The organism is Anabaena sp. TISTR 8404, assembly GCF_056847745.1.
This window is the reverse complement of the sequence record NZ_CP180578.1, coordinates 384444-409008: the sequence shown is the minus strand read 5'-3', so window position 1 is coordinate 409008 and position 24565 is coordinate 384444. Positions and strand designations below refer to the sequence as shown.

Genomic DNA, 24565 nt, shown 5'->3' with positions numbered 1-24565 from the left:
TATTGCAATAGTCAAGGTAGTTAGGACATTGGTAAATGATACAACTTAGACAGCAAAAGACTTTTAACTCTGTCAGCTGTCACCTGTTACCTGTCCCCTGCTATAAAACCACTAAACCCCATTCCCCTCAGCAGGACACACAACATGATGTATGGAGTAAATTTAGGGCTGAGGTCAAGGAATGTAGTAAGTCACTCAACTGCTTATGCAGAAGCCCCTTCAGCAGAGGCAGGCAGACTGGGCAATTCTAGACAATATCCTGCACCGTATACTGTTTTGATGTAGCGAGGGTGGCGGGGATCGGGTTCGAGTTTAGTTCTTAAATGACGAATGTGGACTCGAATAGTCTCGATGTCATCATCAGGATCGTAACCCCAAACTTCCCGTAAGATTTCACTGGGAGAAACTGTCTGTCCGTGGCGTTGCAGCAAACAGTGCAGCAACTCAAACTCCAAGTGGGTCAGTTTCACCGTCTCACTAAACCATATCGCCTCAAACCGTTCGGGAACAAGGGTTAATGGGCCGTAGTTGAGAATTTCACTGTGTTTGGCGGCTTGAGGAATGCGGTCAGTCCGCCGCAATAAAGCCCGTACCCGCGCCAGCATCTCTTCTACTTCAAAAGGCTTGGTAAGGTAGTCGTCTGCGCCGGCGTTAAAGCCTTCCACTTTATCTTGAGTCTGACTTAAGGCGGTCAACATCAAAACAGGAATTTCCGCAGTACGTTCATCCCGGCGGAGGCGTTGGCAAACTGTAAATCCATCTACTCGTGGCAGCATTAAGTCAAGCATGATCAAGTCTGGTTGTAGCTGGAGCGCTAACGCTTGACCTTTGATACCATCTTCAGCTTGGCTGACATCATATCCAGCCATTTCTAAATTGACGGCAACAAGCTCGGAAATTGCTGGGTCATCGTCTATGACAAGAATCCTTGGCATTCTTAAAAAAATTATTGCTACTTATTAAGGAAAAATAAGAACCTTTGGTCGATACAAAGATTTCTGTCTTGATTATAAAAAAGATTTTAAATCTAACATAAATATTAAAACTAATTCATGAAAAACAAAACTTAAGATACACGAAATTTGCAAAATGATGTGTTATCCGCCCTACAATCCAGCTAAATTCTTAAAAAATGGTGTAGCTATGACAGTTTACACCGCTTATTGGGGAAAACGTTACTGGGAAAGTACAATTTCTCATCCAGAACCGCCCTATCATAAGAAAATATTGATGGGTGGGCAAGGTGTACCAATTTTTAGTTGGGTGGCAATTCCGCCAAATGCTCACAGCACGATTATTGCAACATACGGAATTACGGGCGAGTTAGAGCAAGAATGGTCTTTGAGATTGCTAGGACGCAAAGCTTATGCTCAAGGTTACGCTGTAGTTTTATTTGATTGGCGCGCTCATGGTAAAACAGCCCAATTGTCACCTACTTTAACCTCTGATGGATTGTATGAGGGTGAAGATTTTGTCCGTTTAGCAGCGGCTGCTTCGGCAATGGGATGTCCCAGTAAATTTTGGTTTATCGGGTTTTCTTTAGGGGGACAATTAGCGCTTTGGGGAGTAAAAGCAGCTGCGGAATTAACTCAGAACAATGAAAATTTAGGTATCAAATACAGTGATATTGGTGGTGGTGCAGTTATTTGTCCAAGTTTGGATTCGTTGCGATCGCTCACTTATCTCACAAAAGACCGCTTTGGTAGATTAATAGAAGCCAGTATTGTCCGTGAATTAAAAAAACTCGCTTGGCGAATTCACGATACCCATCCGGGAACTATTGACCCTGAAGCCATAAAAAGAACAAACACCATCTGGGATTTTGACCACGAACTGGTAATTGAAAGGCTAGGCTTTCCGAGTGTAGAGGCATACTACAAAGCCAGCAGCGCTCTGCAATTATTACCAGAACTGAGCAAACCAACCTTGATTGTCTACGCTGCTGATGATCCGTTATTTCATCCAGATATCATCCCCGATTTACAAGCCGCCTGCGACCAAAATTCAGCCATAGATTTGCTACTCACCCATTACGGTGGCCATGTCGGCTATTTAAGTAGCAAAGAGTGCCAGTATCAAGCAAAAGATCCTGACCCTTGGTGGGCTTGGAATCGGATTTTGCAATGGTTAGAACAACAACATACTGCTGTTGTTTAGCAGCCTTGCTATTGTCTATCTTCTAGGCAAAAGTGCGATCGCCCGGAAAATTCCTATCCTAAAATTCCGAAGCTCTCTTGCAAAGAGAGCTTCCGGCTTTTTGGTTAGACAATACCTGGGGAATGAAAGGTAGAATATTGGTCAATTACGATTTTAATCAAGCTGGCATCAACTATTCAGGTTTGCTGTTTAGATAGATGCTTGCTTTTTCTTGAACAATCGCCCCAAATAACCAGCTACTAACAAGCCTAAAACTGCACTAGGTTCAGGTACTGCTGTTGCTGTTAACTGACCACCAACATCTAAACGACAGTTGGGAAATGTAGAACAGACTTCTGGTGAAAGGTCATCTTTCAAAAATATCGTAGCGTTTGGCAATCCTTGGTCAGGATCTACGAAAGTATAAAAAGATAAACCAGTAGTTTCTGTGGCAAAATCAATGCCTAAATCGAAGCCATTGGGTGTATCGAAATTACCTGTTTGCAGAACAGTTCGAGAAACAGTATCAAAATTAAAATTAAAGCTGCTGTTGGGATTGGGAAAATCGTAGTTGAAACTTTGCAATAAAGTGCCAGTCGGGTCGAAAAAGGCAATTCTGAAATCACTTAGCTGATCTCTGGTGACAACGCTGCCTAAAAAACTGTCATCAAAAGAGAAGTTACCTCTAGCTGAATAACCTTGTCCTCCTAACCAAGATAGATCATAAGAAGCAGCATCAGCTTGGGGAATGTTCATCAAAGTAGCCATAGATGTGACAGCAGCCACAGCTACCGTAGCTTTCATTTGGGTAAAAAACTTGTTCATCTTCTTGATAGTCGTCAGATGTTGTGATTTTGGACTTGATCAGTAATTGCTTTTTCAGCATTCCAGGAAAATTTATTGTTCCTGAAAAACATGAAATCTAATCACTTAGTTCATGAGTGGAATGTAGGTGCATAAAAGTCAAGCAAAACTTACACCAAAAATTCAGTTTCCACTACAAACAGACTGATTGATATCTGTGTATTAGGAGAATAGTTGGCAATTTTTGCTTTTTATTAAGCCCTAAAACATTCTTTGTGGAATTTTATCATTAGATTTAATTTCATCCAGGTATCTGAAAATTATTTTTTTAAAATAATCAATAACAATTGCTATTTTTTGAAAAAAATATAATATTTCTATTTTTTAATCAAGAATTAATCTTACCTTAACCATATTTTGTCTGTCTACAGATGAATTGATTAGATGTAAGCAATATTAGCTAAAACCCTTGTATTGCAGGCATATACAGCGTATTAATGTTTAATCAATAAATTATTTATAACTGTTGTTTTATTTGTACTATTTCTGGTAAATGAGAATTTGGTGTAATTATTTCAAAACTTTTATATCTAACTTATATAGATATTTTATATAAACATTTTGCTTTTATGTATGCTCTTTTAGAGCATCATTTGCAGTGTTTTTAGACATCTGCTGATGAGTTTTTATAACTCTGTTTTAAATAAAGCATTACCTATGCTTAATCTACTGCTAATAGCTTTTCCTAGGTATTTCAACATAGTAACCAAATGCAATTATCAAGACGGAAATTCTTTACATTAGCCGGCGCAAGCGCAGCTGGCACTTTATTAGCATCTCCTTTAGAAGCTCTTTATGCCAGACAAGCTAATGGTCAATCGGTGTTTGGTACAGGTTATGGTGCGTTGGTTCCAGATCCTAATGGCTTACTAGATTTACCACCTGGATTTCAATACCGTACTTTCTCTCGTACAGGGGAACTAATGACCGATGGTAGTTTAGTACCAGGCGCTCATGACGGAATGGCAGCTTTTCCTGGCCCTAGAAATACGGTTATCTTGGTTCGCAACCACGAACTTAGCCCTGGTTTAGGTGGTTCACGCGCACAAGGGCCAAGACCTTACGATCCTATTGCTAGAGGTGGTACAACAACATTAGTGATTGGCCCTAATCGCCAGCTAATCAAACACTTCGTTTCTCTCAGTGGAACCATTCGTAACTGTGCAGGTGGCCCAACTCCTTGGGGTTCCTGGATTAGCTGTGAAGAAGATGTCACCATCCCAACCGCAACTAATGGAGTTACTAAACCACACGGTTATAACTTTGAGGTTCCAGCTAGTGCTACCTCTCCTGTAGAGCCAGTACCTCTAGTTGCTATGGGAAGATTTAACCATGAAGCTGTAGCTGTAGACCCTAAAACCGGAATTGTCTATCAGACTGAAGATTCAGGAAGTAGCCTTTTCTATCGTTTTATCCCAACAGTTCCTGGCCAGTTGCAAGCAGGCGGTGTTTTACAAGCTTTGAGAATCATCGACCAACCTGAAGTTAACACCACTACTGGCTTTGTACGGGGACAGAAATTGAGAGTAGACTGGGTGACAATTCCTGAGCCAAACCCCACCACTGTAGATAATGTTAGAGTGCAAGGCCGTACCTTAGGTGCAGCCAGATTTAACCGTGGAGAAGGCATCTGGTACACAGACAAAGGTGGTAAGAGCGAATTTTATTTTTGTGCTACCAGTGGTGGCCCTGTAGGCGGTGGTCAGGTTTGGCGCTATATTCCGGCTGATGAGACAATTGAATTGTTTGTTGAGTCTCAATCCAGAGATGTACTCGATATGCCTGACAATATAGTTGTGGCACCTTTTGGTGATCTTATTCTCTGTGAAGACGGAGGCGGCGACAATTTCTTAAGAGGTGTGACTCCCAACGGTGAAATTTATAATTTTGCCCGTAATGCGTTGAATGATAGTGAATTTTGTGGGGCTTGCTTCTCCCCTGATGGTAGAACAATGTTCGTTAACATTCAAACGCCTGGTATTACTTTTGCCATCTGGGGCCCTTGGACAAGAGCATAGAGATTAAGCTCAAGTTATGACAGCAACATTCCAGAGCTTTTTTAGGCTGGGAATATTGCTGTGATATTCAAAAAAATGATAAACCGGGTTTTAATTGGCTAATATGCCGAGGTTTGATAGCTCAAATCTTGAAAAAACCCGGTTTATATCTATATTTTGATTGATTTGCAAAATAGATTTTTAGCTGAAACTATAGGATTAAGTTACATTAGGCGATCGCTTCATTGAACTAAAGCCTAAAGATATAGTAGGGGACAGGGTACAAGTGACAGGTGACAGAGTTAAAAGTCTTTTGCTGCCCAAGTTTTATCATTAACCGATGTTCTAACTACCTTGGCTATTGCTATAGTTGTAAACTGAATCGTATTAACTTATAAAAAGAAATTAAATCTTAAGATTCAGTGCTAACTGACTTAATTAAAACAATATTTGGTACACCAGAAATGTCTACCATTGCGCTCAGCCAAACTTAAAGAGCGTCTGGTGCTATGAGTCAAGCTGTAGTGGTGTGACTAGTAGCAGCAAGATTTGTAGGTTGGTCAATCTCAATTTCTTTGCAATTATGCCACGTTTGTTGCAATTTGCTAGGGTTGCTCCCATACATCGACGGCTTTTGATTTTATCATTAGGGCTATTGGCCTTGGTGGCCGCACATGGGATGGCACTCATCTACCGCATTCAGCCAGGAGTTTCTTTGTGGTTTCCGCCATCTGGGGTAGCGATCGCCCTCAGTTTTTGGTTTGGCATTGATGGTATTATCCTCACAAGTATTGCATCTTTCCTCATGTCTCCGTTTTGGGGATTGCATGGTTGGGAGAAAGTTGTTGGTTTAGTGGATTTTGTAGAACCCTTAATTGCTTGGTTACTCTACCGTCGTCTCTGGAAAGGTTCCCTCACATTTAATAGTCTCAAAGATGCTGCTATTTTTACCTTAAGTGTGCCTTTAGTCGCCAGCGCTAGTTTAGCTGTGTTAGGCAGTTTTTCTTGGGTAGCCATAGGCAAAATGCCCATTACTAACCTAACTGACAGTATTACTCACTGGTGGTTAGGAAATGCGATCGGTGTTATGGGTATTACGCCTACCGCTTTGTTAGTGTTCACCCCTTATCTGCAATCTTGGGGTTGGTTATCTCATTCTCAAACATCAGATTCTGCTTCACAGACTTTCAGATTTCCAGCTTGTCGTCCTCTCTTACTAGAAGTTAGTACTATCTTATTTTTGTGTATTAGTATTGCCTCGGTGACTGTTTCGGAAGTTTCGGCAAATAGCGACACAGATTTTAGGTTTCAACAGTTATCTTTTTTGAGTTTTGTTCCTGTAATGTGGGCTGCTACTCGCTTCGGTGTGAATACAGGTATGCTTGTCGCTACATTTTCAATTTTAGTCACGCTCTTTTCTTATTTGGTAGCTTATCCTAATGCTATATTATTGCCTCGTTTCCCAGTTCCACCAGAAATTTTACACGTTCACAAATTAAGTTTACTAGTGCAATCTATTGTTACTTTATTAGTAGGAGTTGCTATTACCGAAAGAGCCAAAATCCAAGTAGAATTGGCTGTAGAAAAATTCCGCATCGGAGAGTATCAAGCTCGTGCTGAATTATCAGAAAAACTCATTCAACTCAATGATTCTCTGGTAGAAACAAACTTGCGTTTGGAAGAATCTAATCAAGATAAAGATAGATTGCTGAAAGCAGAAAAAGCTTTGCGTAATCGCCTCAGCAATATTTTAGAAAGCATGACTGATGCTTTTATTGCAGTTAATCAAAATTGGTTAATAACTTATGTTAATCAACAAGCAGCTAAAATCACAGGTTTAAAGCCAGAAACTATAGTGGCTCAAAATTATTGGGAACAGTGGCCAGGTATGAAGGGGACAAAATTTGAACAAGAATATTGTCGGGCGATCGCAGAATTAATACCTGTTCATTTTGAAGCCTTATATGTCCCGAAAAATATCTGGTTAGAAATTCATGCTTACCCTTTTGAAGATGGTCTAGGTATCTTTTTTCGGGATGTGACTGAACGCAAACAAGCAGAAGTAGAAAAAGAAAATCTTTTATCAAGAGAGCAGTCTGCCCGCAGTGAAGCTGAAAAGGCTAATAAAATTAAAGACGAATTTCTCGCAGTTCTTTCTCATGAATTACGAACTCCACTCAATCCTATTTTAGGTTGGGTAACACTACTCAGAAGGCGCAGTTATGAAGATGAAAAACTGAATCATGGATTAGAAACCATTGAACGCAACGCTAAATTACAAATTCAACTAATTGAAGATTTATTAGATGTTTCTCGGATTCAACAAAAAAAAGTAACTTTACATCTTCAGCCTGTAAATTTAATTGAGATTTTGAAAGCATCGCTCGATACTGTCTATCTAGCTGCTGAAGCCAAAAATATTCAAATTCAAAAAATAATTAATGTCGATAGCGCATGGGTTTCAGGTGATATTGATCGCCTACAGCAAATAGTTTGTAATTTACTTTCCAACGCTGTTAAATTTACTCCGTCCGCAGGTAAAGTAGAAATTCGTCTGGAGCGAGTTGATACCTTTGCTCAAATTCAAGTTCAAGACAATGGTAAAGGTATTAGTCCAGAGTTTTTGCCTTATGTATTTGATTATTTCCGGCAAGCTGATGGCACAATTACTCGTCAATTTGGTGGATTGGGATTAGGACTAGCAATTGTACGTCATCTCACAGAACTGCATGGTGGCACTGTACAAGCCGAAAGTACTGGGGAAGGAATGGGTGCAAGGTTTAGTGTCAGATTGCCATTAATGCCTGATTTCTTACCAAAAATTCAAGACAATTTAACCGTTGATGAAAAGCTAAATTTGGCAGGTTTACACATTTTGGTAGTAGACGATGATCTAGATACCGGAGATTTTTTGACTGTGGTATTAGAACAGTTCGGCACAAAGGTGACAGTGATCGCATCTGGCGGCGAAGCTTTAGAAGTTATGGCAACCACCAAAGTAGATTTACTGTTAAGTGATATTGGAATGCCAGGAATTGACGGTTATATGTTGATGCGTTTAATTCGCGCCTTACCACCCGAACAAGGCGGAAAAATCCCAGCGATCGCACTAACAGCCTACGCAGGTGAAATAAATCAAAAACAGGCTTTAGAAGCAGGGTTTCAAATCCATTTAGTTAAACCAGTCCAACAAGAGCAATTATTAAGTGCGATCGCTCAAGTTTTGAAGACTTCACAATAATTCCTAATTAACCCAATGTGTAACTTATTTTTAAAACCCCTCTCCAAACTTCTCCCCTGGAAGGACAGAGGCTTTGATTCTTACTCCCCTTCCCTCGTAGGGAAGGGGTTGGGGGTTAGGTTTGAGATAAATTTGCACACGGCGTTAATGAATACATTGACTTGATAATGGCTTAAATATACGAAAACGGCTGCAAATATTAATTAATGCACGGCATTATTTCCCAAAGGGAAGTTGTCGCCAACCCTCAGCCGTCGTGCGCTTTATCACTGCCAACAACTCATCCTGCGTCATAATTCCAAGCACAAGGGTAAAAGGAAATAAGACTGTTGAAGATGATTTTAGCGGATAAGGGCAAAATTCTATACCATTGCTTTGTAGCGATCGCTGTTTTAGCTATTTTTTGATTTAGGCGATCGCATTTATTTTCCCTTGACGAGCGATCGCTCAAATTTTGACTCCCATACACGCTTAATATATTAAGTATATGTAGCGTTTCTTAACATAATCAGAGATTCAAACTGAGCCAATTTCACACTTCATACTTTAGACTTCATACTTCAAATGACCAAAAAGCAAAAATTTCCTTACCTAGTAGGTTCCAAGTGGACAGCACAGAAAAAAGTAGACGGTTGGCGACACTTCCAAGTTGTTAACCGCAAAAATCAAGGCAAGTGGGTTTATGCCGAAATGGTTGCTTCCTGTGACCCCAATGTTCGTTTCTGGATTAACGCCAAACTTCTACAAGACCGTTCTCAATGGCTGGCTGGTTGGCAATCATTACAAGAAATGGAAGCAATTTATAGCGCTTCTGATTTTGTTGAGGCTAGAGACTAGAGACTAGGGGCTAGGAAGGTTATATGCTGAATTGAGTATAAGTACTTAAAAATAGTAAATTTTAAGCAAAAGCTTGAATTTTATAATTTTTCACAAATGAATTATTGAGCTTTAAAAATCAGTACTGAGACAGTCTGGTTAGTAGCTAACAAAGCCTAATTTGTGCTTTAAAAAACTTGCATTGCTACTTTTAGCATCGGGTTAGGGATTTCTCTCTTCACTGCCAACCCTATACCCATCCTGATTAGGCATCAGAATCAGCAGATTCTATAGAAACTATATACAAAGCCAGTTTTGATATTTTTGTTTATTGTTACTTTTTTTATATAAATAAATGTATAAAATTTATAAAAAAAGATTTTTAAAGCTATAAATGCTTTTTGCAAGGTATTTAGATACATAAAAACAAATTTAATATTTTATAACCTTATTATCTTTGTTTTTCATATTTTACTCCCCTTTCTTTTCTATGTAATTTCGACAATAATGACACTCAACTACCTCACACATTGCCATCGGCGGCTAGGTGAAGGCCAATGTTTGAGCCAAAAGTTTGACAAAAAACTATAAGAGGCAAATAACAGTGAAACTAGCAGTCTACGGAAAAGGCGGTATTGGCAAGTCAACAACTAGCTGTAACATCTCTGTCGCTTTAGCCAAACGGGGCAAAAAGGTGCTGCAAATTGGTTGTGACCCCAAACACGACAGCACTTTTACCCTCACAGGGTTTTTGATTCCTACAATTATCGACACCCTCCAGTCCAAGGATTATCACTACGAAGATGTTTGGCCAGAGGATGTAATTTACAAAGGCTATGGCGGTGTTGATTGCGTAGAAGCTGGCGGCCCACCTGCGGGTGCTGGGTGTGGTGGCTACGTAGTTGGCGAAACCGTAAAATTACTGAAAGAACTCAACGCCTTTGATGAATACGACGTTATTTTATTTGATGTCTTGGGTGACGTAGTTTGCGGTGGTTTTGCGGCTCCTTTGAACTATGCAGATTACTGCATGATCGTTACAGATAATGGTTTTGATGCTTTATTTGCTGCGAATCGGATTGCTGCTTCCGTCAGAGAAAAAGCCAGAACTCACCCATTGCGTTTAGCTGGGTTAATTGGCAATCGCACATCTAAGCGCGACTTGATCGAGAAATACGTAGAAGCAGTTCCCATGCCAGTTCTAGAGGTTTTACCTTTAATTGAAGATATTCGCGTATCTCGCGTTAAGGGTAAGACATTATTTGAAATGGCAGAGTCAGATCCTTCCCTGAACTACGTTTGCGACTATTATCTCAACATTGCTGACCAAATTTTAGCCAGACCAGAGGGAGTAGTGCCGAATGACTCCCCCGATCGCGAATTGTTCTCTTTGTTGTCCGATTTTTATCTAAATCCGCGTAAACCACAGGTTCCTAATTCAGAAGAGGAATTAGACTTGATGATTGTATAAATCACCAAGTTCTCAGGATGAGGAACAAATATGGCTTTCTTTAATAGCTTTACAGATTCAATAAGACAAAAGTGGTTGCAGTTCTTCCAGGCTAATCGTGACTGGATCACCTTGCACATGGAAGTAGAATCGGTGTACACCCCTGATGGCGGGAAGCGACCACCTTCTTACCTCATCCTGGGAGTCGTGAATGCGCTGGAACCAAAATTAGCGCAGTTGATGATGCCCTTTTCTAAATTGAATGCTGATGCTGACACTTTAATTGAAGTGTTGGAATTGCATTTTGACCCAGACATCGCCCTTGGTAATCGCTCAAGTCATCCACTAACAGAACCAGAGACAAGCCAATACGAGTCAACAGTTGTTGCAGATGATGTGATTGCAGATGACAATGTTGACGATGAAACTTTAGCAATTTCGCACACCAGCGGTTTTCCGTTAGATGCTAGTGAATCACAGGAAAACGCCAATGGTAATGGTGACATTTCCTTGTCCAATGGCCAGAATGGCAAACATGAGTCTCCAGTAGCGATGCCTTTGGCAACGTCTTCAACGAACGCACCACCAGAAATCGATGATTTTGGCGATGTTTCCTTTGATGGCGATACTACATCAGCAACCAAGCTGGATGAAGAAATTCTCGGTGATTTGGATACACCAGACGAAAACGCTTTTAGTGATGTTTTGTCTGATGTCTGGGGTGATGAAACCGGATTGCAAAAGGGTGAAGAAAATAATGACTTTTTAGGGGAAGAATTACCAACAGGTGTTTTTGATGACTCAGAAATTGCCCGTCTCTTCCCCAACGCTTAAATAGTTTAAGTTGAAAAAGTATGAAGTATGAAGGGTGAAGTATGAAGTGAAAATTTTCAACCTTCACCCCCTCAAACCTTCAGTAAAAGAAGTTTTGACTTTTGCCTTTATACTTTTAACTTTTGCCATTCAATAATATGGGGGAGAAAACCAAAATGACTGTCGCTCAACAACCAGAAGCTTTAAACTTTGAGTGCGAAACTGGGAATTACCACACTTTCTGCCCGATTAGCTGCGTGGCGTGGTTATACCAAAAAATTGAAGATAGCTTCTTTTTGGTGATTGGGACAAAAACCTGTGGCTACTTTCTCCAAAATGCAATGGGGGTAATGATTTTTGCAGAACCCCGTTATGCAATGGCAGAGTTAGAAGAAGGTGATATTTCAGCACAGTTAAATGACTACGAAGAATTAAAGCGATTGTGTGAACAAATAAAACGCGATCGCAATCCCAGTGTCATTGTCTGGATTGGCACTTGCACCACTGAAATCATCAAAATGGACTTGGAAGGTTTAGCACCCAAGTTAGAAGGTGAAATTGGCATTCCGATTGTTGTAGCCCGTGCCAACGGTTTAGATTACGCTTTTACCCAAGGTGAAGACACCGTTTTAGCTGCAATGGCAAATCGCTGTCCCAGCCAAGCGCCGGTGACAGAAAATGAAAAGAGCGATCGTAATGCCATTCAAAAGCTGCTCAACTTTGGTAAGAAAAAAGAAGAAGTAGTCCAAGAAGAATCAGAATACGTAGATCATCCGCCTTTAGTTCTCTTTGGCTCTCTCCCCGACCCTGTGGTGACGCAGTTAACCTTAGAATTGAAGAAACAAGGCATCAAAGTGTCTGGCTGGCTACCTGCGAAACGCTTCACTGAATTACCAGTGCTAGAAGAAGGATATTACGTTGCTGGTGTTAACCCCTTCCTCAGCCGCACTGCAACTACTTTAATGCGTCGCCGTAAGTGCAAATTAATTGGCGCACCCTTCCCCATTGGCCCTGATGGTACTCGCGCCTGGATAGAGAAAATTTGCTCGGTGTTTGGCATTACACCCAAAGGTTTAGAAGAACGAGAAGCACAAATCTGGGCGGGCTTGGAAGACTACGTAAAACTTATTCGTGGCAAGTCTGTATTCTTCATGGGCGACAACTTGCTAGAAGTCTCTTTAGCGCGGTTTTTGGTGCGCTGTGGAATGACTGTGCATGAAGTTGGCATTCCTTACATGGATAAGCGCTATCAAGCTGCGGAATTGGCAATGTTAGAGAAAGCTTGCCAAGAAATGGGTGTACCTTTACCGAAGATTGTCGAGAAGCCAGATAATTACAACCAAGTGCAGCGTATTTATGAGTTAAAACCAGACTTGGTAATTACTGGTATGGCTCATGCTAATCCATTAGAAGCGCGGGGTATTAATACCAAGTGGTCGGTAGAGTTTACCTTTGCTCAAATTCACGGCTTTAGCAATGCCCGTGACATTTTAGAATTGGTAACTCGCCCATTGCGTCGCAATAACAATTTGAAAGATTTAGGTTGGGATAAGTTGGTGCGAGAAGAAGCGAAGATTTAAGATTTGTGTTGTTAGTAAGTTTATATTTGAGGCGGACGTTAGTTCGCCTTTTTTATTTTTGTTTCACGCAAAGGCGCAAAGAATGTCTAATTTAACTATTCAATACAACACAATATCAGATGCTATTTGCAGAATCTAATTATCCCCATTTAAGTTTTTAGACATCTGCGATCGCTACCCAAAATTGGTAATTTTTATAAAAAATTAAGATAAAACTACGGTTACTTTATCGATTTATGGCTGTATTATTTAATCGTTTGATGTTAGAATTTTACCTGTAGTTAATATATCTAGGGATAGATGAGTAATCAAATTGGACACTCAGGCTACAATTGGGTGCAATCTCATAATCCTGCAAAGTTAGATTTGAAACTGCAACAAGAGTTACAAAAAGAGCCAACATTCTATTATTTTGCTTATGGCTCGTGCATGTGTCCGGTGGATTTAAAGCGATCGCTTGGGGAAAATACCCACCCTTACGTCATCGGCCCTGGAGTATTAAAAGGATATCGTCTGGGGTTTTATCTCTACTCGCCCAGTCGGAAATGTGGTGTTTTAGATGTAGTTAAAGACCCTAATGCCAATGTCAAAGGTGTACTTTATCAGCTACCCTGGCGATTAAGTGAATATTTAGATATACGTGAAGGTGTTGGTCAAGGACTATATCAACACGAAACAGTCGAGATTCACAGCCACAATTCCATATATAAAGATGTGCGTACTTATGTAGTTGTCAGCAAATTACCAGAAGAAGCCGCACCCAATGACTGGTATTTTAACGTGGTCTTGCGGGGTGCTGTTACTTGTGGTTTGCCAGAGGAATACTGCTGGCACTTGTTTAATCATATGTATAACTTACAACAGCGGCATCAAGCACAACCAATCAGGCGATCGGCTTAGCTTAATTAAAATAAATATAAAAATTTAGCAAAAATACTCATAACTAATAATCACTTCCATCCGATTCTACATACAGCTTAATGGCTGTGATATTATGGGAGACTGCTGCATATATTTAGAAAAACTAGAACTTAATCGATCATGGCACTGACGCAACAGCGCAAACAAGAAATAATTTCCAATTTCCAAGTTCACGAAACCGACACTGGTTCCGCTGATGTGCAAATTGCAATGCTGACCGAGCGGATTAACCGCCTTAGCCAACACCTCCAAGCTAATCAAAAAGACCATTCTTCCCGGCGCGGCTTGTTAAAGCTAATTGGTCATCGTAAGCGCCTGCTGGCTTATCTCCAACAGGAAAACCGGGAAAAGTATCAAGCTTTGATTGCTCGCCTTGGTATTCGTGGATAGGAACTACCGCTTATGTCTGCTGAAGAATCTGAACGTAGTCGCTTGCCTTTTGAACCGAACAAAAAACGCCAAAAACCTGTAAAAGTTCAAAAAACTCCCATCAAGTCTAATCCGCCAGAAAAATCAGCCAGCCAGAAGCCGCCATTTACCAAAGAAGAAATGGCTATCCCTCAAGTGGTGAGTCAGCGGATGATTCGGCGGGTAGCATTTTTTTGTGGTGTCCCCACAGCCTTGGGAATTACTACATTAGTAGTTAGCTATCTACTAGCTACCCAAGCCCATATCAAATTAGCTCCCATTGCGGTCTTGCTGGTCAATATGGGGTTATTTGGTTTAGGGGTGCTAGGCATTACTTACGGTGTTCTTTCAGCCTCATGGGATGAAGAACGACCGGGAGGTTTACTAGGAATGAGCGAGTTTACCACTAATTTTGGGCGTATGGTAGCGGTTTGGCGTGAAACTCGGCAAAAGAACGTCTAATAATTAGCGCTCAGGTTTTCAGATAACTTTGGTATTGGGTAATTTGACAGTAAATGTTGAAGTTAAAGTTATATAACTTCAACATTGCTAATTAAAAAATACAGTATTTAATTAAACCCAATATTCAGTAGATAAGTTGCTGAGCGCTCTATTTTCTTATACTGATAAATATTAATTTCACATTTTTGAAAATTACGCTAAATAATTAAAAGTACCAAATATAGTCCGGCTTATTCATTTGAGATTTCATTCAACTCATCAGGTAATTTAAAATGATCGTAGTCATGAAGATTGGTTCCCCAGAAGCGGAAATCAACCGCATTGACGAGGAACTAACTAGCTGGGGACTGACACCAGAAAAAATCATTGGTAAACACAAAGTCGTAATTGGTTTAGTAGGTGAGACTGCCGATTTAGATCCCTTACAAATTCAAGAAATTAGCCCGTGGATTGAGCAAGTATTACGGGTAGAACAACCTTACAAACGAGCTAGTCGTCAATTTCGTCATGGCGAAGCTTCGGAAGTAGTAGTAAATACCCCAGATGGTGCAGTTACATTTGGTGAACATTATCCCTTGGTGGTTGTGGCTGGCCCCTGCTCTGTAGAAAATGAAGAAATGATTGTGGAAACAGCACAACGCGTCAAAGCTGCGGGTGCTAGGTTTTTGCGCGGTGGTGCATACAAACCCCGGACTTCTCCCTACGCTTTTCAAGGACACGGTGAAAGTGCATTGGATTTACTCGCAAAGGCGCGAGAAGTTAGCGGGTTGGGCGTGATTACAGAAGTTATGGATGCGGCTGAACTGGATAAAATTGCCGAAGTTGCAGATGTTGTCCAAGTAGGTGCGAGAAATATGCAAAACTTCTCCCTGCTGAAAAAAGTAGGCGCACAACCAAAGCCTGTATTGTTGAAGCGGGGAATGTCATCCACAATTGAAGAGTGGTTGATGGCGGCTGAATATATTTTGGCAGCGGGAAATCCAAATGTGATTTTGTGTGAGCGAGGAATTCGCACCTTCGATCGCCAGTACACTCGCAACACTTTAGATTTATCGGTAGTACCAGTATTGCGGAAACTCACACACCTACCAATTATGATTGATCCCAGTCATGGTGTTGGTTGGGCGGAATTTGTGCCAGCAATGGCAATGGCTGCGATCGCAGTTGGTACTGATTCCCTGATGATTGAGGTTCATCCCAACCCTAAAAAAGCTTTATCAGACGGGCCGCAATCTTTGACACCAGAGCGTTTTGACCAATTAATGCAAGAATTATCTGTGGTTGGCAAAGCTATGGGACGCTGGCCGCAACCAGCAGTTGCTTTGACTTGAAGAAAAATTCAGGAAGCAGAACAAGTTTTGTAGGGTGGTCATTACAATGCCCACCCTACTTTAGTGTTATGAGATAACATGTTTTTGTATCGCTAGATAGAGTTATTCTGCATATATGGTGTGCTATGCTCCAATCTTGCATAAAAAAGATGCCTGCGATCGCTCAATGCTCATCATCAGAACTCACACAAAAAATTGTCTGTGGAAACAGGGTATCAAGTCTTAACAATTCTAGATTTGAAATTTTGGTTCAAAATTATGAGTAGCAAGCCAAACTAAATCTAATGCGCTCTTGGTTAAATAGCACACTTCGCATTCGCCTAATACTTCTCGTCCTGTTAGCTGTTGTTCCGGCACTGGGATTAATTCTTTACACTGCTTCTGAACAACGGCGTACCGCTACAGTAGAGGCAAAAGAACAGACACTACGACTGGCGAGATTGGCGGCTAATAACCAAAAGCAAGTTGTAGAAGCAAGTCATCAAATGCTGATGATATTGGCACAGCTGCCAGTTGTCCAGCAGGGGAATTCAGCAGAGTGTAATCAATTACTGGCCGATATTCTCAAACAACATTCAAATTACGCTAATTTTGCTGTAGTTGATGCTCAAGGAAACACGATTTGTACTGGGATTCCCTACTCTGGCTCAGCAAATGCAACAGACCGCAGTTATTTTCAACGTGCTGTGCAAACCAAGAAATTTGCCGTTGGTGAGTATCAAATAGGACGCGTCACAAAAAAAGCCACGATAAATTTCGCTTACCCAATTTTAAACAAGATAGGACAAGTGAAAACTGTGGTGATCGCTGCACTTGATTTAGCGCAGTTAAATCAGTTGGCGGCGCAAGTCAAAATGCCACAAGGCTCAGTGCTAAGCGTGATTGACCAAACAGGAACAGTTTTAGTCCGCTATCCTGATTCGCCAATTTGGGTAGGCAAATCTTTACTACCAGATGCTTTCACAAGAATGAAAAATGCTCAGGGTGAAGGTATTGATGAATTAACTAGTCTTGATGGCATATCACGTATCTTCGCTTTTGTTGCTTTGGGCGATAATCCACTCAACCCTGATGGATATATCAGAGTTGGTATGCCCAAGTCGGAAGTTTTGGCTGATGCTAATAGATTATTACTGAGAAATTTAATTAGTTTAGGTGCAGTTACTTTTTTAGCGATCGCAGCTGCTTGGATAGGTGGAGATATCTTTTTTCTTCAGCAGATAAAATCTTTAGTGCAAACAGCCAAGATTTTGGGTAGTGGTGAACTCAACACCCGTACAGGACTTTCTCATATATCGGGAGAATTTGGCGAACTGGCGCAAGCAATTGACGAAATGGCCGCAGCACTCCAAGCACGGGAGGAGGCGATCGCTTCTTTGAGTCAAAATATGCAAACTTTATTTGAGTTAATTCCCATTGGAATTCTGATTACCGAAGATATGGAATTTCAGGAGGTAAAATCTAATCCTGCATTTGCTGAGATTTTAGGTATTTCCCCTGGAGTTAATGTTTCAGCGACTTGCGTAAATGCGCTGCGTCCAGCTTACAAGATTTTGCGTGAGGGAAAAGAACTGTCACCAGAAGAATATCCCCTACGCTATGCAGCTATTCATAATACAGAACTTAAAGGTACAGAAGTTGATATTGTTCGTGGTGATGGCAGTATCTTTAATTTATTTGGTTACGCTGCTCCCCTCCTTAATGAGCAGGGTAATCCTAGAGGAGCGGTAGCTGCATTTTTGAATATTACTGAACGCAAGCAGACAGAAGAACGCACACATCAATTGATGAGACAGGTGCAACATCAAGCCAATATCTTAAATGCGATTCTTTCTGCCTCGGTAGATCATATTTATATTTTTGATCGGCATGGTCGTTATCTGTATGTCAGTGAAGGTGGTGCTGCTGTTTTAGGTTGGAAGCCAGAGGAAATAATCGGTAAGACTTGGCAAGAACTGCATTTTGCCCCAGAAATGTTTGCGACTATGGGGCGGGTAGACAGCCAACGAGAAACAGTAATGAAAACAAGACAACCTTTGAGGGCAGAGGCTGAGTATAATGCTGCTGATGGGCGACATTGTTACGAATATATTTTGGCTCCTCTGTATAGTCCAGAGCAAGCGATCGCAGGTGTTATTGCAGTATCCCGTGATATTAGTGATCGCAAGCAAGTCGAAGCAGAACGGGAAGAATTATTACAACGCGCACAAGCTGCACGAGAAGCAGCCGAAACTGCTAACCGCATTAAAGATGAATTTTTGGCAGTGTTGTCTCATGAATTGCGAACGCCGCTAAATCCCATACTTGGCTGGATAAAATTGCTGCGGACTCGCCAATTAGATGAAGAGAAAAAAGCGCTGGCTTTGGAAACAATCGAACGCAATGCTAAATTACAAACTCAACTAATTGGTGATTTGTTAGATATTTCTCGCATTCTGCAAGGCAAATTAACGCTGAATACTTCTCAGGTTGACTTAGCTGTAATAATTGCAGCTGCTAAAGAAACCGTCAGGTTAGCAGCAGAAGCTAAATCAATCCAGATTCATAGTGAGATAACACCAGATATCCCGCCTTGTATGGGTGATGCTAGTCGTCTGCAACAGGTGGTGTGGAATTTGCTTTCTAATGGGGTGAAGTTTACCCCAACGGGCGGCGAGATTAAAATTAAGCTTGAGTCTACTCCTAATTATGCACAGATTCAAGTCAGCGATACAGGTAAAGGCATTACACCAGAATTTTTACCTTACGTATTTGAAAGCTTCCGCCAAGCTGATAGTGCTACAACCAGAAAATTTGGCGGACTAGGATTAGGATTAGCAATTGTGTGTCACATTGTCGAAATGCATGGCGGTACAGTTCACGCCGAAAGTCTTGGAGAAGACAAAGGAGCCACCTTTACAGTTAAATTACCACTGATCACGACAGTTATACAATCACAGCACAATCAAACCTCAGCTAAAAAATCCTTTGATTTGCGTGGCTTGCGGGTGCTGACAGTTGACGATGAACAAGATACACGAGAACTGCTGGTGTTCACAATTGAGCAGTATGGGGCAGAAGTGACAGCCGCTGCATCTGCTCATGAAGCATTAAAGATATTAAAACAATCTCCGCCAGATATTTTGGTATGTGATATTGCCATGCCAGAAATGGACGGATATACACTCATCCGTCAGGTAAGAACTTGGTCAAAAGAAGGTGGACAAATAAAAGCGATCGCACTTACAGCTTATGCTGGAGAATCTGATCAAAAACAAGCACTCGCAGCAGGTTTTCAAACACACTTATCCAAACCAGTAGATCCCGAAGAATTAATCGAGGCGATCGCAAATTTAATTTCTTAACAGGGACAGAAAAACTATATAACAGTCGAAGCATAGATCGGGATTATTGTGATTACTGAAACTCCTGTAGAAGCGGAGTGGCTTCCCGTAGGGTAAATGCTGGATTTTTACTCAGCACTCAGCACTCAGCACTCAGTACTCAGCACTCAGCACTCAGCACTTTGCTATATTAATTGTTTTGCTACTCTATCAAGATTTTTGCGGATTTCTAAAGTGGCTACACCAGTTATCGCTCCTTCATCTTCAGAAGAATATTGCTCTGCAAACTTTTTAACGGCTGCTACTGTTTTTGGCCCATAAAAGGGATGATCTTTTGGTATGTCTGCTTTGACGACAACATTCAATTCATATTGCAGAATTCTCATGACTTCTTCGGCTTTCGCCATTGTTTTTGGCCCAACTACACCATCCGCTTGAAGTCCATAATCTGCCTGAAAGTTTTTGATTGCTTGTATAGTTTTAATCGTGGTTAACGGAGCATTATCTTTACTAACCGGAAACCCCTTCGATACAGCAGCAAAATCTTGAGCCAGATATCCTAATCCATGTAAGATAGAGCGGAATTGAGCGTTGGTGTAGGTAATCATATTGCTAAAGCTCCAAATCGTAAGGCTACAAAATTTCTAGGTAATTGGGTTTTGTTTGTTGACATTAGCTACACCAACAACTGATGAAATTCCTAATTGAACAAATCACGATTGGGTAGCAGCTGACACTCAAACCGACTGTAAACAAGTTCTGTTGTATACCAGGAAGAAAACCAGTATAAATCTTGAATGACTTTACTGGCAAGGCGTTCATCTGTCGGTTCAAACTGCACTAATGCTAAATTATTCACGCCTACTACTTCTTTTCCATCTTGAAACCATCTGGCTTTCCAAAACATTAAAAATTGTAGCGATCGCCATTTTGCTTTTTCTGGTCGGTTCCAAGGTGCGATAAAACTTAACACATCTGTTTTCAAGTTAGCAGGCCGAGTTTTTTGGCGAGGAACTAACTCTAGCGCACAACGCCAATCAGGTTGACGCAACTGTTGGCGTTGCCATTGTTTGGCGGAAACTTCTACCATATCAGCAGGATGACTCCAACCTAGCCAATATCGCACTTTTTCTGGTAACAGCCAATTTTTCAATTTGGTGTGAATTAACCGCGTGAGGAATTCTTCATTTTTTAAAGCACTACAAGTTAACTGCACTAAAACAGATGATGATGGCGAATTAATATCTTGATGAGATAAACGCACCACAGAACTATAGTGGATATCCCCAGATAAAACAATTACTTGTTGACGTTGGGCAAATAATGTGGTGAGAAACTCTGCCAATGCTTGTTTATGAATGTTCCACGCATCACCAACATCGGTAGAAAAAACTTTGTCGTTTTGTAAATGCCAATGGTGAACCCAATCAATGACTTTTAAGCCGAATACATTGGTGGGTGCGATGACAAATGTGGCGGGAATATTTATTTTTGCTTGTAAAGGAGTCAGGAGTTGTTGTTTTAAAGCTTGCGGCGATAATAATCTTGGTGGTGCGATGGGTTTTTCCTCAGCAGGATAACCCCGCCAAGTCCGGGTATCAAGAACAATCACTTCATGAATTGGGCTGCGAATTGTGTAATGCCAATGCAGGGCTTCGGGATGTCGTGCCAAGATTAATGTTGAATTATCTTCGGCAAAAGTAGGTAAGCCTGTGAGAGAATCTTTAGCTGGTAGACCAACATAAAGTGCGATCGCTTCTTCTGCATCAGTATTTGTTCCGTGAAAAGCTGACCAAATTTCCGCTGCCTTCAACAGTTTTTCACCAGATTGACCAGATGTAAATTGTTCAGGTGTATTTCCCCATGCTTGAAACACGGCGTAAGCTAACAAAGCATTCTGCACGACTCGCCGCCCTAAAGGTTTTTCCAGAACTCGCAAACACCAAGCTTGGTTGAGATTCCAGTCATCGCTGACATCGTGATCATCAAAAATGGTGTATGTGGGAATATTTGCCAAAGCGCGACGGACTTTCCCCAAGGTGTAAATGAATTGCTGTAAATCTTTAACTTCTTTATTCCAAGTTTTGATGGCGCGGCGGTTGCTAGTTACTTCTTTTCCTTGGGGAAATTTCTTCGGCCAGCATACAGGCGACCAAGTTAATAAATAAGCAGCGTAATATTCTCCCAAGCTGAGAAGATGACTGTTTACCTTAGAAAGTTTATTGTGTAATACGGCAGTAAAACCAGCTTGTTCGGTTGCAACTTCCGCACGTTGTCCAGGAAGTAATTGCTTGGGAGTGCAATAAATCGGACTTACGGGTAACTGTTCTTCCCATCCCAGTAAGATATCACCCAATTGAGTCGCCACCCATAACGCCGGATCTGCAACATCATCGCCGTAAATTTGATCTCCTGTGAGAAACAATTGATGGGGACGGTGTTCGGGTTGATTAGCTGTAGTTGCAATTAAAGCATCAAGAATTGGCAACGCATCTAACCCATGACCATGCGGTTTACGACAAGACGCGTGGACAATTTTTAAATCTTGCAGACGACTAGGAGGTAAAGCAAACGTTGGCTTTTGATGGTCAAAATAACTGATACTATCTGCTGCAAAACTAGAAGAACTTAATGCTTGTGATAGAGTTTGCTGTTCTGCACCACAGAAAAATTGTAAGTCATAAGCATAGATGCGATCGCTTACCAAATGATTGACATCTTCACACCGCGCCGTGACAGCTACAACATGCAGATATTGTCCCAAAGCAAATGTAGAACGTTGCCCTGCTAACAAACAATTGCCTAACGTTGCACCATTATTTGTTGTTTCATAAACCTTCAGTTCTACTTGACAAGACTGCTTTAATGCTATCCATACCGTCACTGCTGTTGGTTCAGTACGTTGTAGCATTGGCCCTGCCAAAATTAGCGGCAGTTCTTCAATAAACTCACTTTCAAAGGGGTAATTCATGGGTAACTTTTATTAGCGTGCATCGGCAGTTAATTTATCCCCCTCTTGCTTTTTCTCTGGGACGGGCAATACCAAATTGAAACATGATTGTGAAAGATTGATTGCTTGTTTGACCTCACCCCCAGCCCCTCTCCTACGAGGAGAGGGGTGTAAAACCCTCATTTTTCATTTTTCCTCCCTCACCTTTTAGGAGAGGGAAGAAGTGAGAGAGAGGTCTGTCAAATTCACGTTTATTTAACAATCCAAAATCCAAAATCTAAAATCCAAAATGTTACAGATGCCCATCCCAGAAGAATTATAATCAACTCTTGGCGATACCTTCTTCACGGGCTGCCCTTTGTACTGCTGCCGCTACCGCTGGGGCGACACGTACATCAAACACAGAAGGAATAATATGTTCTGGATTTAAGTCGGCTGGGTTGACTAAAGAAGCGATCGCACTTGCTGCTTCTAGATACATCGTGGTAGTAATTTCTTGAGCGCGACAATCTAAAGCACCCCGAAACACTCCCGGAAAAGCCAAAACATTATTGATTTGATTTGGGTAATCACTACGTCCAGTAGCCATCACTGCTACAGTTTTACTAACTAATTCTGGCTGAATTTCGGGAATCGGATTGGCCATTGCAAACACAATCGGGTCTTTAGCCATTGCTTGTACCATTTCCGGCGTTAATACTCCGGGGGCGCTAACACCAATAAATACATCTGCGCCTTGCATTGCGCCTGCTAAAGTACCTTGGGCTTTAACCGCAAATTCTAGCTTTTCTTCTGTCAAGTCAGTGCGGCTAGTTGAAAGAATACCTTTGGAGTCACACATTAAAATTGTTTGCGCCCCAGCTTTCCGCAGTAACCTGGCAATGGCAACTCCCGCTGCACCCGCACCATTTATTACAATGCGGATGTCAGCCATTGATTTGTGAACTAATTTTAGAGCATTGTATAACGCTGCTAATGTGACAATTGCTGTACCGTGTTGGTCATCATGGAATACGGGAATATCTAATTCCTGACGCAATCGCTGTTCAATTTCAAAGCAGCGTGGCGCAGCAATATCTTCTAAATTCACACCGCCAAACACAGGTGCGATTTGCTTCACAGCCTGAACAATCTCATCAGTGTTTTGCGTAGCTAAGCAAATGGGGAAAGCATCTATTCCTGCAAATTCTTTAAATAGCATTGCTTTACCTTCCATCACAGGTAAAGCCGCCGCCGGCCCAAGGTTGCCCAATCCTAAAACAGCACTACCGTCAGTAACAATAGCAACAGTGTTTTGTTTAATAGTTAGATTGTAAACTTCTTCTGGGTTGGCGGCGATCGCTTTACAAATCCTTCCCACGCCAGGAGTGTAAGCCATTGCTAAATCAGAAACACTCTTTAGGGCAATCCTGCTGGCAATGCTAATTTTGCCACCTCGGTGTAAATTGAAAGTGCGATCGTAAACATCTACAACCTTGATGTGCGGTAGGGCTTTGATAGCTTGCACAATTGTCTCAGCGTGTTCTGTACTAGCAGCATCAACAGTAATATCGCGTGTAGATTCTTGACGGGTTTGCTCAATTAAATCTATTTGACCAAGATTACCACCAGTTGTGGCGATCGCTTGAGTTACCGATGCCAACATCCCGATGCGGTTGGGAATCTGCAAACGTAAAGTCAAACTAAAACTAGAATTAGGAGTGAGGTCTGCCATTTTGATTTTGGAATTGTAAATCTTACATCTTATATTGAATCGCTAAGTAAAAATCTAGACTAAAACTAAAATCTATAAAGCCCTACCTTTCTAAAGCTACGCTGTACACACAAGTTTTATCATCTGCACTGTTAATGCATCGACTTGCACTGTTAATGCATCGACTTGCATTGTTAATGCATCGACTTGCATTGTTAATGCATCGCCTTGCACTGTTAATGCATCGACTTGCACTGTTAATGCATCGCCTTGCATTGTTAATGCATTGACTTGCATTGTTAATGCATCAACTTGTATAGCATTTATTGAGCAGTTTCACGACTCCCTACTCAGCACTTACAAACTAAGAAGCGATCGCATTGATGGGTGGTCAGTGCGATCGCTTTAATTTTGGTTCCGAATTTTTACATCAAAAATTTTACATCACGCAGCTAATTGATGGCTAGACAAACGCAACAGTAATTTACCGATGAGAAAATGGAGAATAATTAACTGATAAGGAGCGATCGCTCATAGTTGAAAGCGATCGCCACTACATTCCTAGGCTGATGAAGTTCTG

At 41.2% G+C, this 24565-nt stretch carries 20 protein-coding genes; 13 read left to right on the top strand and 7 right to left on the bottom strand.

Annotated elements, in window-relative coordinates; all coding sequences use genetic code 11:
• Window positions 1–203: 203 nt before the first annotated feature.
• Complete coding sequence (locus ACMX3D_RS01905) at window positions 204–935, bottom strand: response regulator transcription factor (protein WP_062294471.1); 732 nt, start codon at window positions 933–935, stop codon at window positions 204–206.
• A gap of 154 nt (window positions 936–1089) precedes the next feature.
• On the opposite strand from ACMX3D_RS01905, the gene ACMX3D_RS01900 reads away from it, so the two are divergent.
• On the top strand, window positions 1090–2157 hold the full coding sequence (locus ACMX3D_RS01900) for a YheT family hydrolase (RefSeq protein WP_482749807.1): 1068 nt from the start codon (window positions 1090–1092) through the stop codon (window positions 2155–2157).
• 189 nt (window positions 2158–2346) lie between these two features.
• Here ACMX3D_RS01900 and ACMX3D_RS01895 read toward each other — a convergent pair whose 3' ends face one another.
• Window positions 2347–2961 (bottom strand): PEP-CTERM sorting domain-containing protein, encoded by a 615-nt coding sequence (locus tag ACMX3D_RS01895; RefSeq protein WP_482749806.1) that lies wholly within the window; start codon window positions 2959–2961, stop codon window positions 2347–2349.
• A gap of 749 nt (window positions 2962–3710) precedes the next feature.
• Here ACMX3D_RS01895 and ACMX3D_RS01890 point away from each other — a divergent pair.
• Together ACMX3D_RS01890 and ACMX3D_RS01885 are read left to right on the top strand one after the other, a co-directional pair.
• Window positions 3711–5018, top strand: coding sequence for an alkaline phosphatase PhoX (locus ACMX3D_RS01890; protein ID WP_482749805.1), 1308 nt, complete (start codon window positions 3711–3713; stop codon window positions 5016–5018).
• A 562-nt stretch (window positions 5019–5580) separates the two neighbouring features.
• A complete protein-coding gene (locus ACMX3D_RS01885; RefSeq protein ID WP_482749804.1) occupies window positions 5581–8238 on the top strand; it encodes an MASE1 domain-containing protein in 2658 nt (885 codons plus the stop codon).
• A gap of 280 nt (window positions 8239–8518) precedes the next feature.
• Here the strand turns inward: ACMX3D_RS01885 and ACMX3D_RS01880 are convergent, their stop codons facing one another.
• Window positions 8519–8707, bottom strand: coding sequence for a hypothetical protein (locus ACMX3D_RS01880; protein WP_482749803.1), 189 nt, complete (start codon window positions 8705–8707; stop codon window positions 8519–8521).
• A gap of 95 nt (window positions 8708–8802) precedes the next feature.
• On the opposite strand from ACMX3D_RS01880, the gene ACMX3D_RS01875 reads away from it, so the two are divergent.
• The 9 genes from ACMX3D_RS01875 to ACMX3D_RS01835 all read left to right on the top strand — a co-directional run bounded on the left by ACMX3D_RS01875 (window position 8803) and on the right by ACMX3D_RS01835 (window position 19363).
• A complete protein-coding gene (locus ACMX3D_RS01875) occupies window positions 8803–9075 on the top strand; it encodes a TIGR02450 family Trp-rich protein (protein WP_482749802.1) in 273 nt (90 codons plus the stop codon).
• Window positions 9076–9658: 583 nt separating this feature from the next.
• Window positions 9659–10525 (top strand): ferredoxin:protochlorophyllide reductase (ATP-dependent) iron-sulfur ATP-binding protein, encoded by an 867-nt coding sequence (gene bchL, locus ACMX3D_RS01870; RefSeq protein ID WP_482749801.1) that lies wholly within the window; start codon window positions 9659–9661, stop codon window positions 10523–10525.
• 30 nt (window positions 10526–10555) lie between these two features.
• Window positions 10556–11338, top strand: coding sequence for a DUF5331 domain-containing protein (locus ACMX3D_RS01865; protein ID WP_482749800.1), 783 nt, complete (start codon window positions 10556–10558; stop codon window positions 11336–11338).
• A gap of 155 nt (window positions 11339–11493) precedes the next feature.
• Window positions 11494–12897 (top strand): ferredoxin:protochlorophyllide reductase (ATP-dependent) subunit N, encoded by a 1404-nt coding sequence (locus ACMX3D_RS01860; RefSeq protein ID WP_482749799.1) that lies wholly within the window; start codon window positions 11494–11496, stop codon window positions 12895–12897.
• Between the two features lie 300 nt (window positions 12898–13197).
• Window positions 13198–13797, top strand: coding sequence for a gamma-glutamylcyclotransferase family protein (locus ACMX3D_RS01855; protein WP_482749798.1), 600 nt, complete (start codon window positions 13198–13200; stop codon window positions 13795–13797).
• A gap of 141 nt (window positions 13798–13938) precedes the next feature.
• The gene (gene rpsO, locus ACMX3D_RS01850) at window positions 13939–14208 is read left to right on the top strand and encodes a 30S ribosomal protein S15 (protein ID WP_482749797.1); all 270 of its coding nucleotides are present in this window, start codon (window positions 13939–13941) and stop codon (window positions 14206–14208) included.
• 12 nt (window positions 14209–14220) lie between these two features.
• On the top strand, window positions 14221–14688 hold the full coding sequence (locus tag ACMX3D_RS01845) for a photosystem II biosynthesis protein (protein WP_482749796.1): 468 nt from the start codon (window positions 14221–14223) through the stop codon (window positions 14686–14688).
• A 272-nt stretch (window positions 14689–14960) separates the two neighbouring features.
• On the top strand, window positions 14961–16019 hold the full coding sequence (gene aroF / locus ACMX3D_RS01840) for a 3-deoxy-7-phosphoheptulonate synthase (protein WP_482749795.1): 1059 nt from the start codon (window positions 14961–14963) through the stop codon (window positions 16017–16019).
• A gap of 284 nt (window positions 16020–16303) precedes the next feature.
• Complete coding sequence (locus ACMX3D_RS01835) at window positions 16304–19363, top strand: ATP-binding protein (RefSeq protein ID WP_482749794.1); 3060 nt, start codon at window positions 16304–16306, stop codon at window positions 19361–19363.
• Window positions 19364–19527: 164 nt separating this feature from the next.
• On the opposite strand, the gene ACMX3D_RS01830 is transcribed toward ACMX3D_RS01835, so the two are convergent.
• The 4 genes from ACMX3D_RS01830 to ACMX3D_RS01815 form a co-directional block, all read right to left on the bottom strand.
• Complete coding sequence (locus ACMX3D_RS01830; protein WP_482749793.1) at window positions 19528–19950, bottom strand: peptidoglycan-binding protein; 423 nt, start codon at window positions 19948–19950, stop codon at window positions 19528–19530.
• 92 nt (window positions 19951–20042) lie between these two features.
• A complete protein-coding gene (locus ACMX3D_RS01825; protein ID WP_482749792.1) occupies window positions 20043–22313 on the bottom strand; it encodes an alkaline phosphatase D family protein in 2271 nt (756 codons plus the stop codon).
• A gap of 301 nt (window positions 22314–22614) precedes the next feature.
• On the bottom strand, window positions 22615–24006 hold the full coding sequence (locus ACMX3D_RS01820) for a malic enzyme-like NAD(P)-binding protein (protein ID WP_482749791.1): 1392 nt from the start codon (window positions 24004–24006) through the stop codon (window positions 22615–22617).
• Between the two features lie 96 nt (window positions 24007–24102).
• Window positions 24103–24282, bottom strand: coding sequence for a hypothetical protein (locus ACMX3D_RS01815; protein WP_482749790.1), 180 nt, complete (start codon window positions 24280–24282; stop codon window positions 24103–24105).
• Between ACMX3D_RS01815 and ACMX3D_RS01810 the strand changes: the two genes are divergently transcribed.
• A complete protein-coding gene (locus tag ACMX3D_RS01810; protein ID WP_482749789.1) occupies window positions 24272–24394 on the top strand; it encodes a hypothetical protein in 123 nt (40 codons plus the stop codon). The genes ACMX3D_RS01815 and ACMX3D_RS01810 overlap by 11 nt on opposite strands.
• Window positions 24395–24565 lie beyond the last annotated feature (171 nt).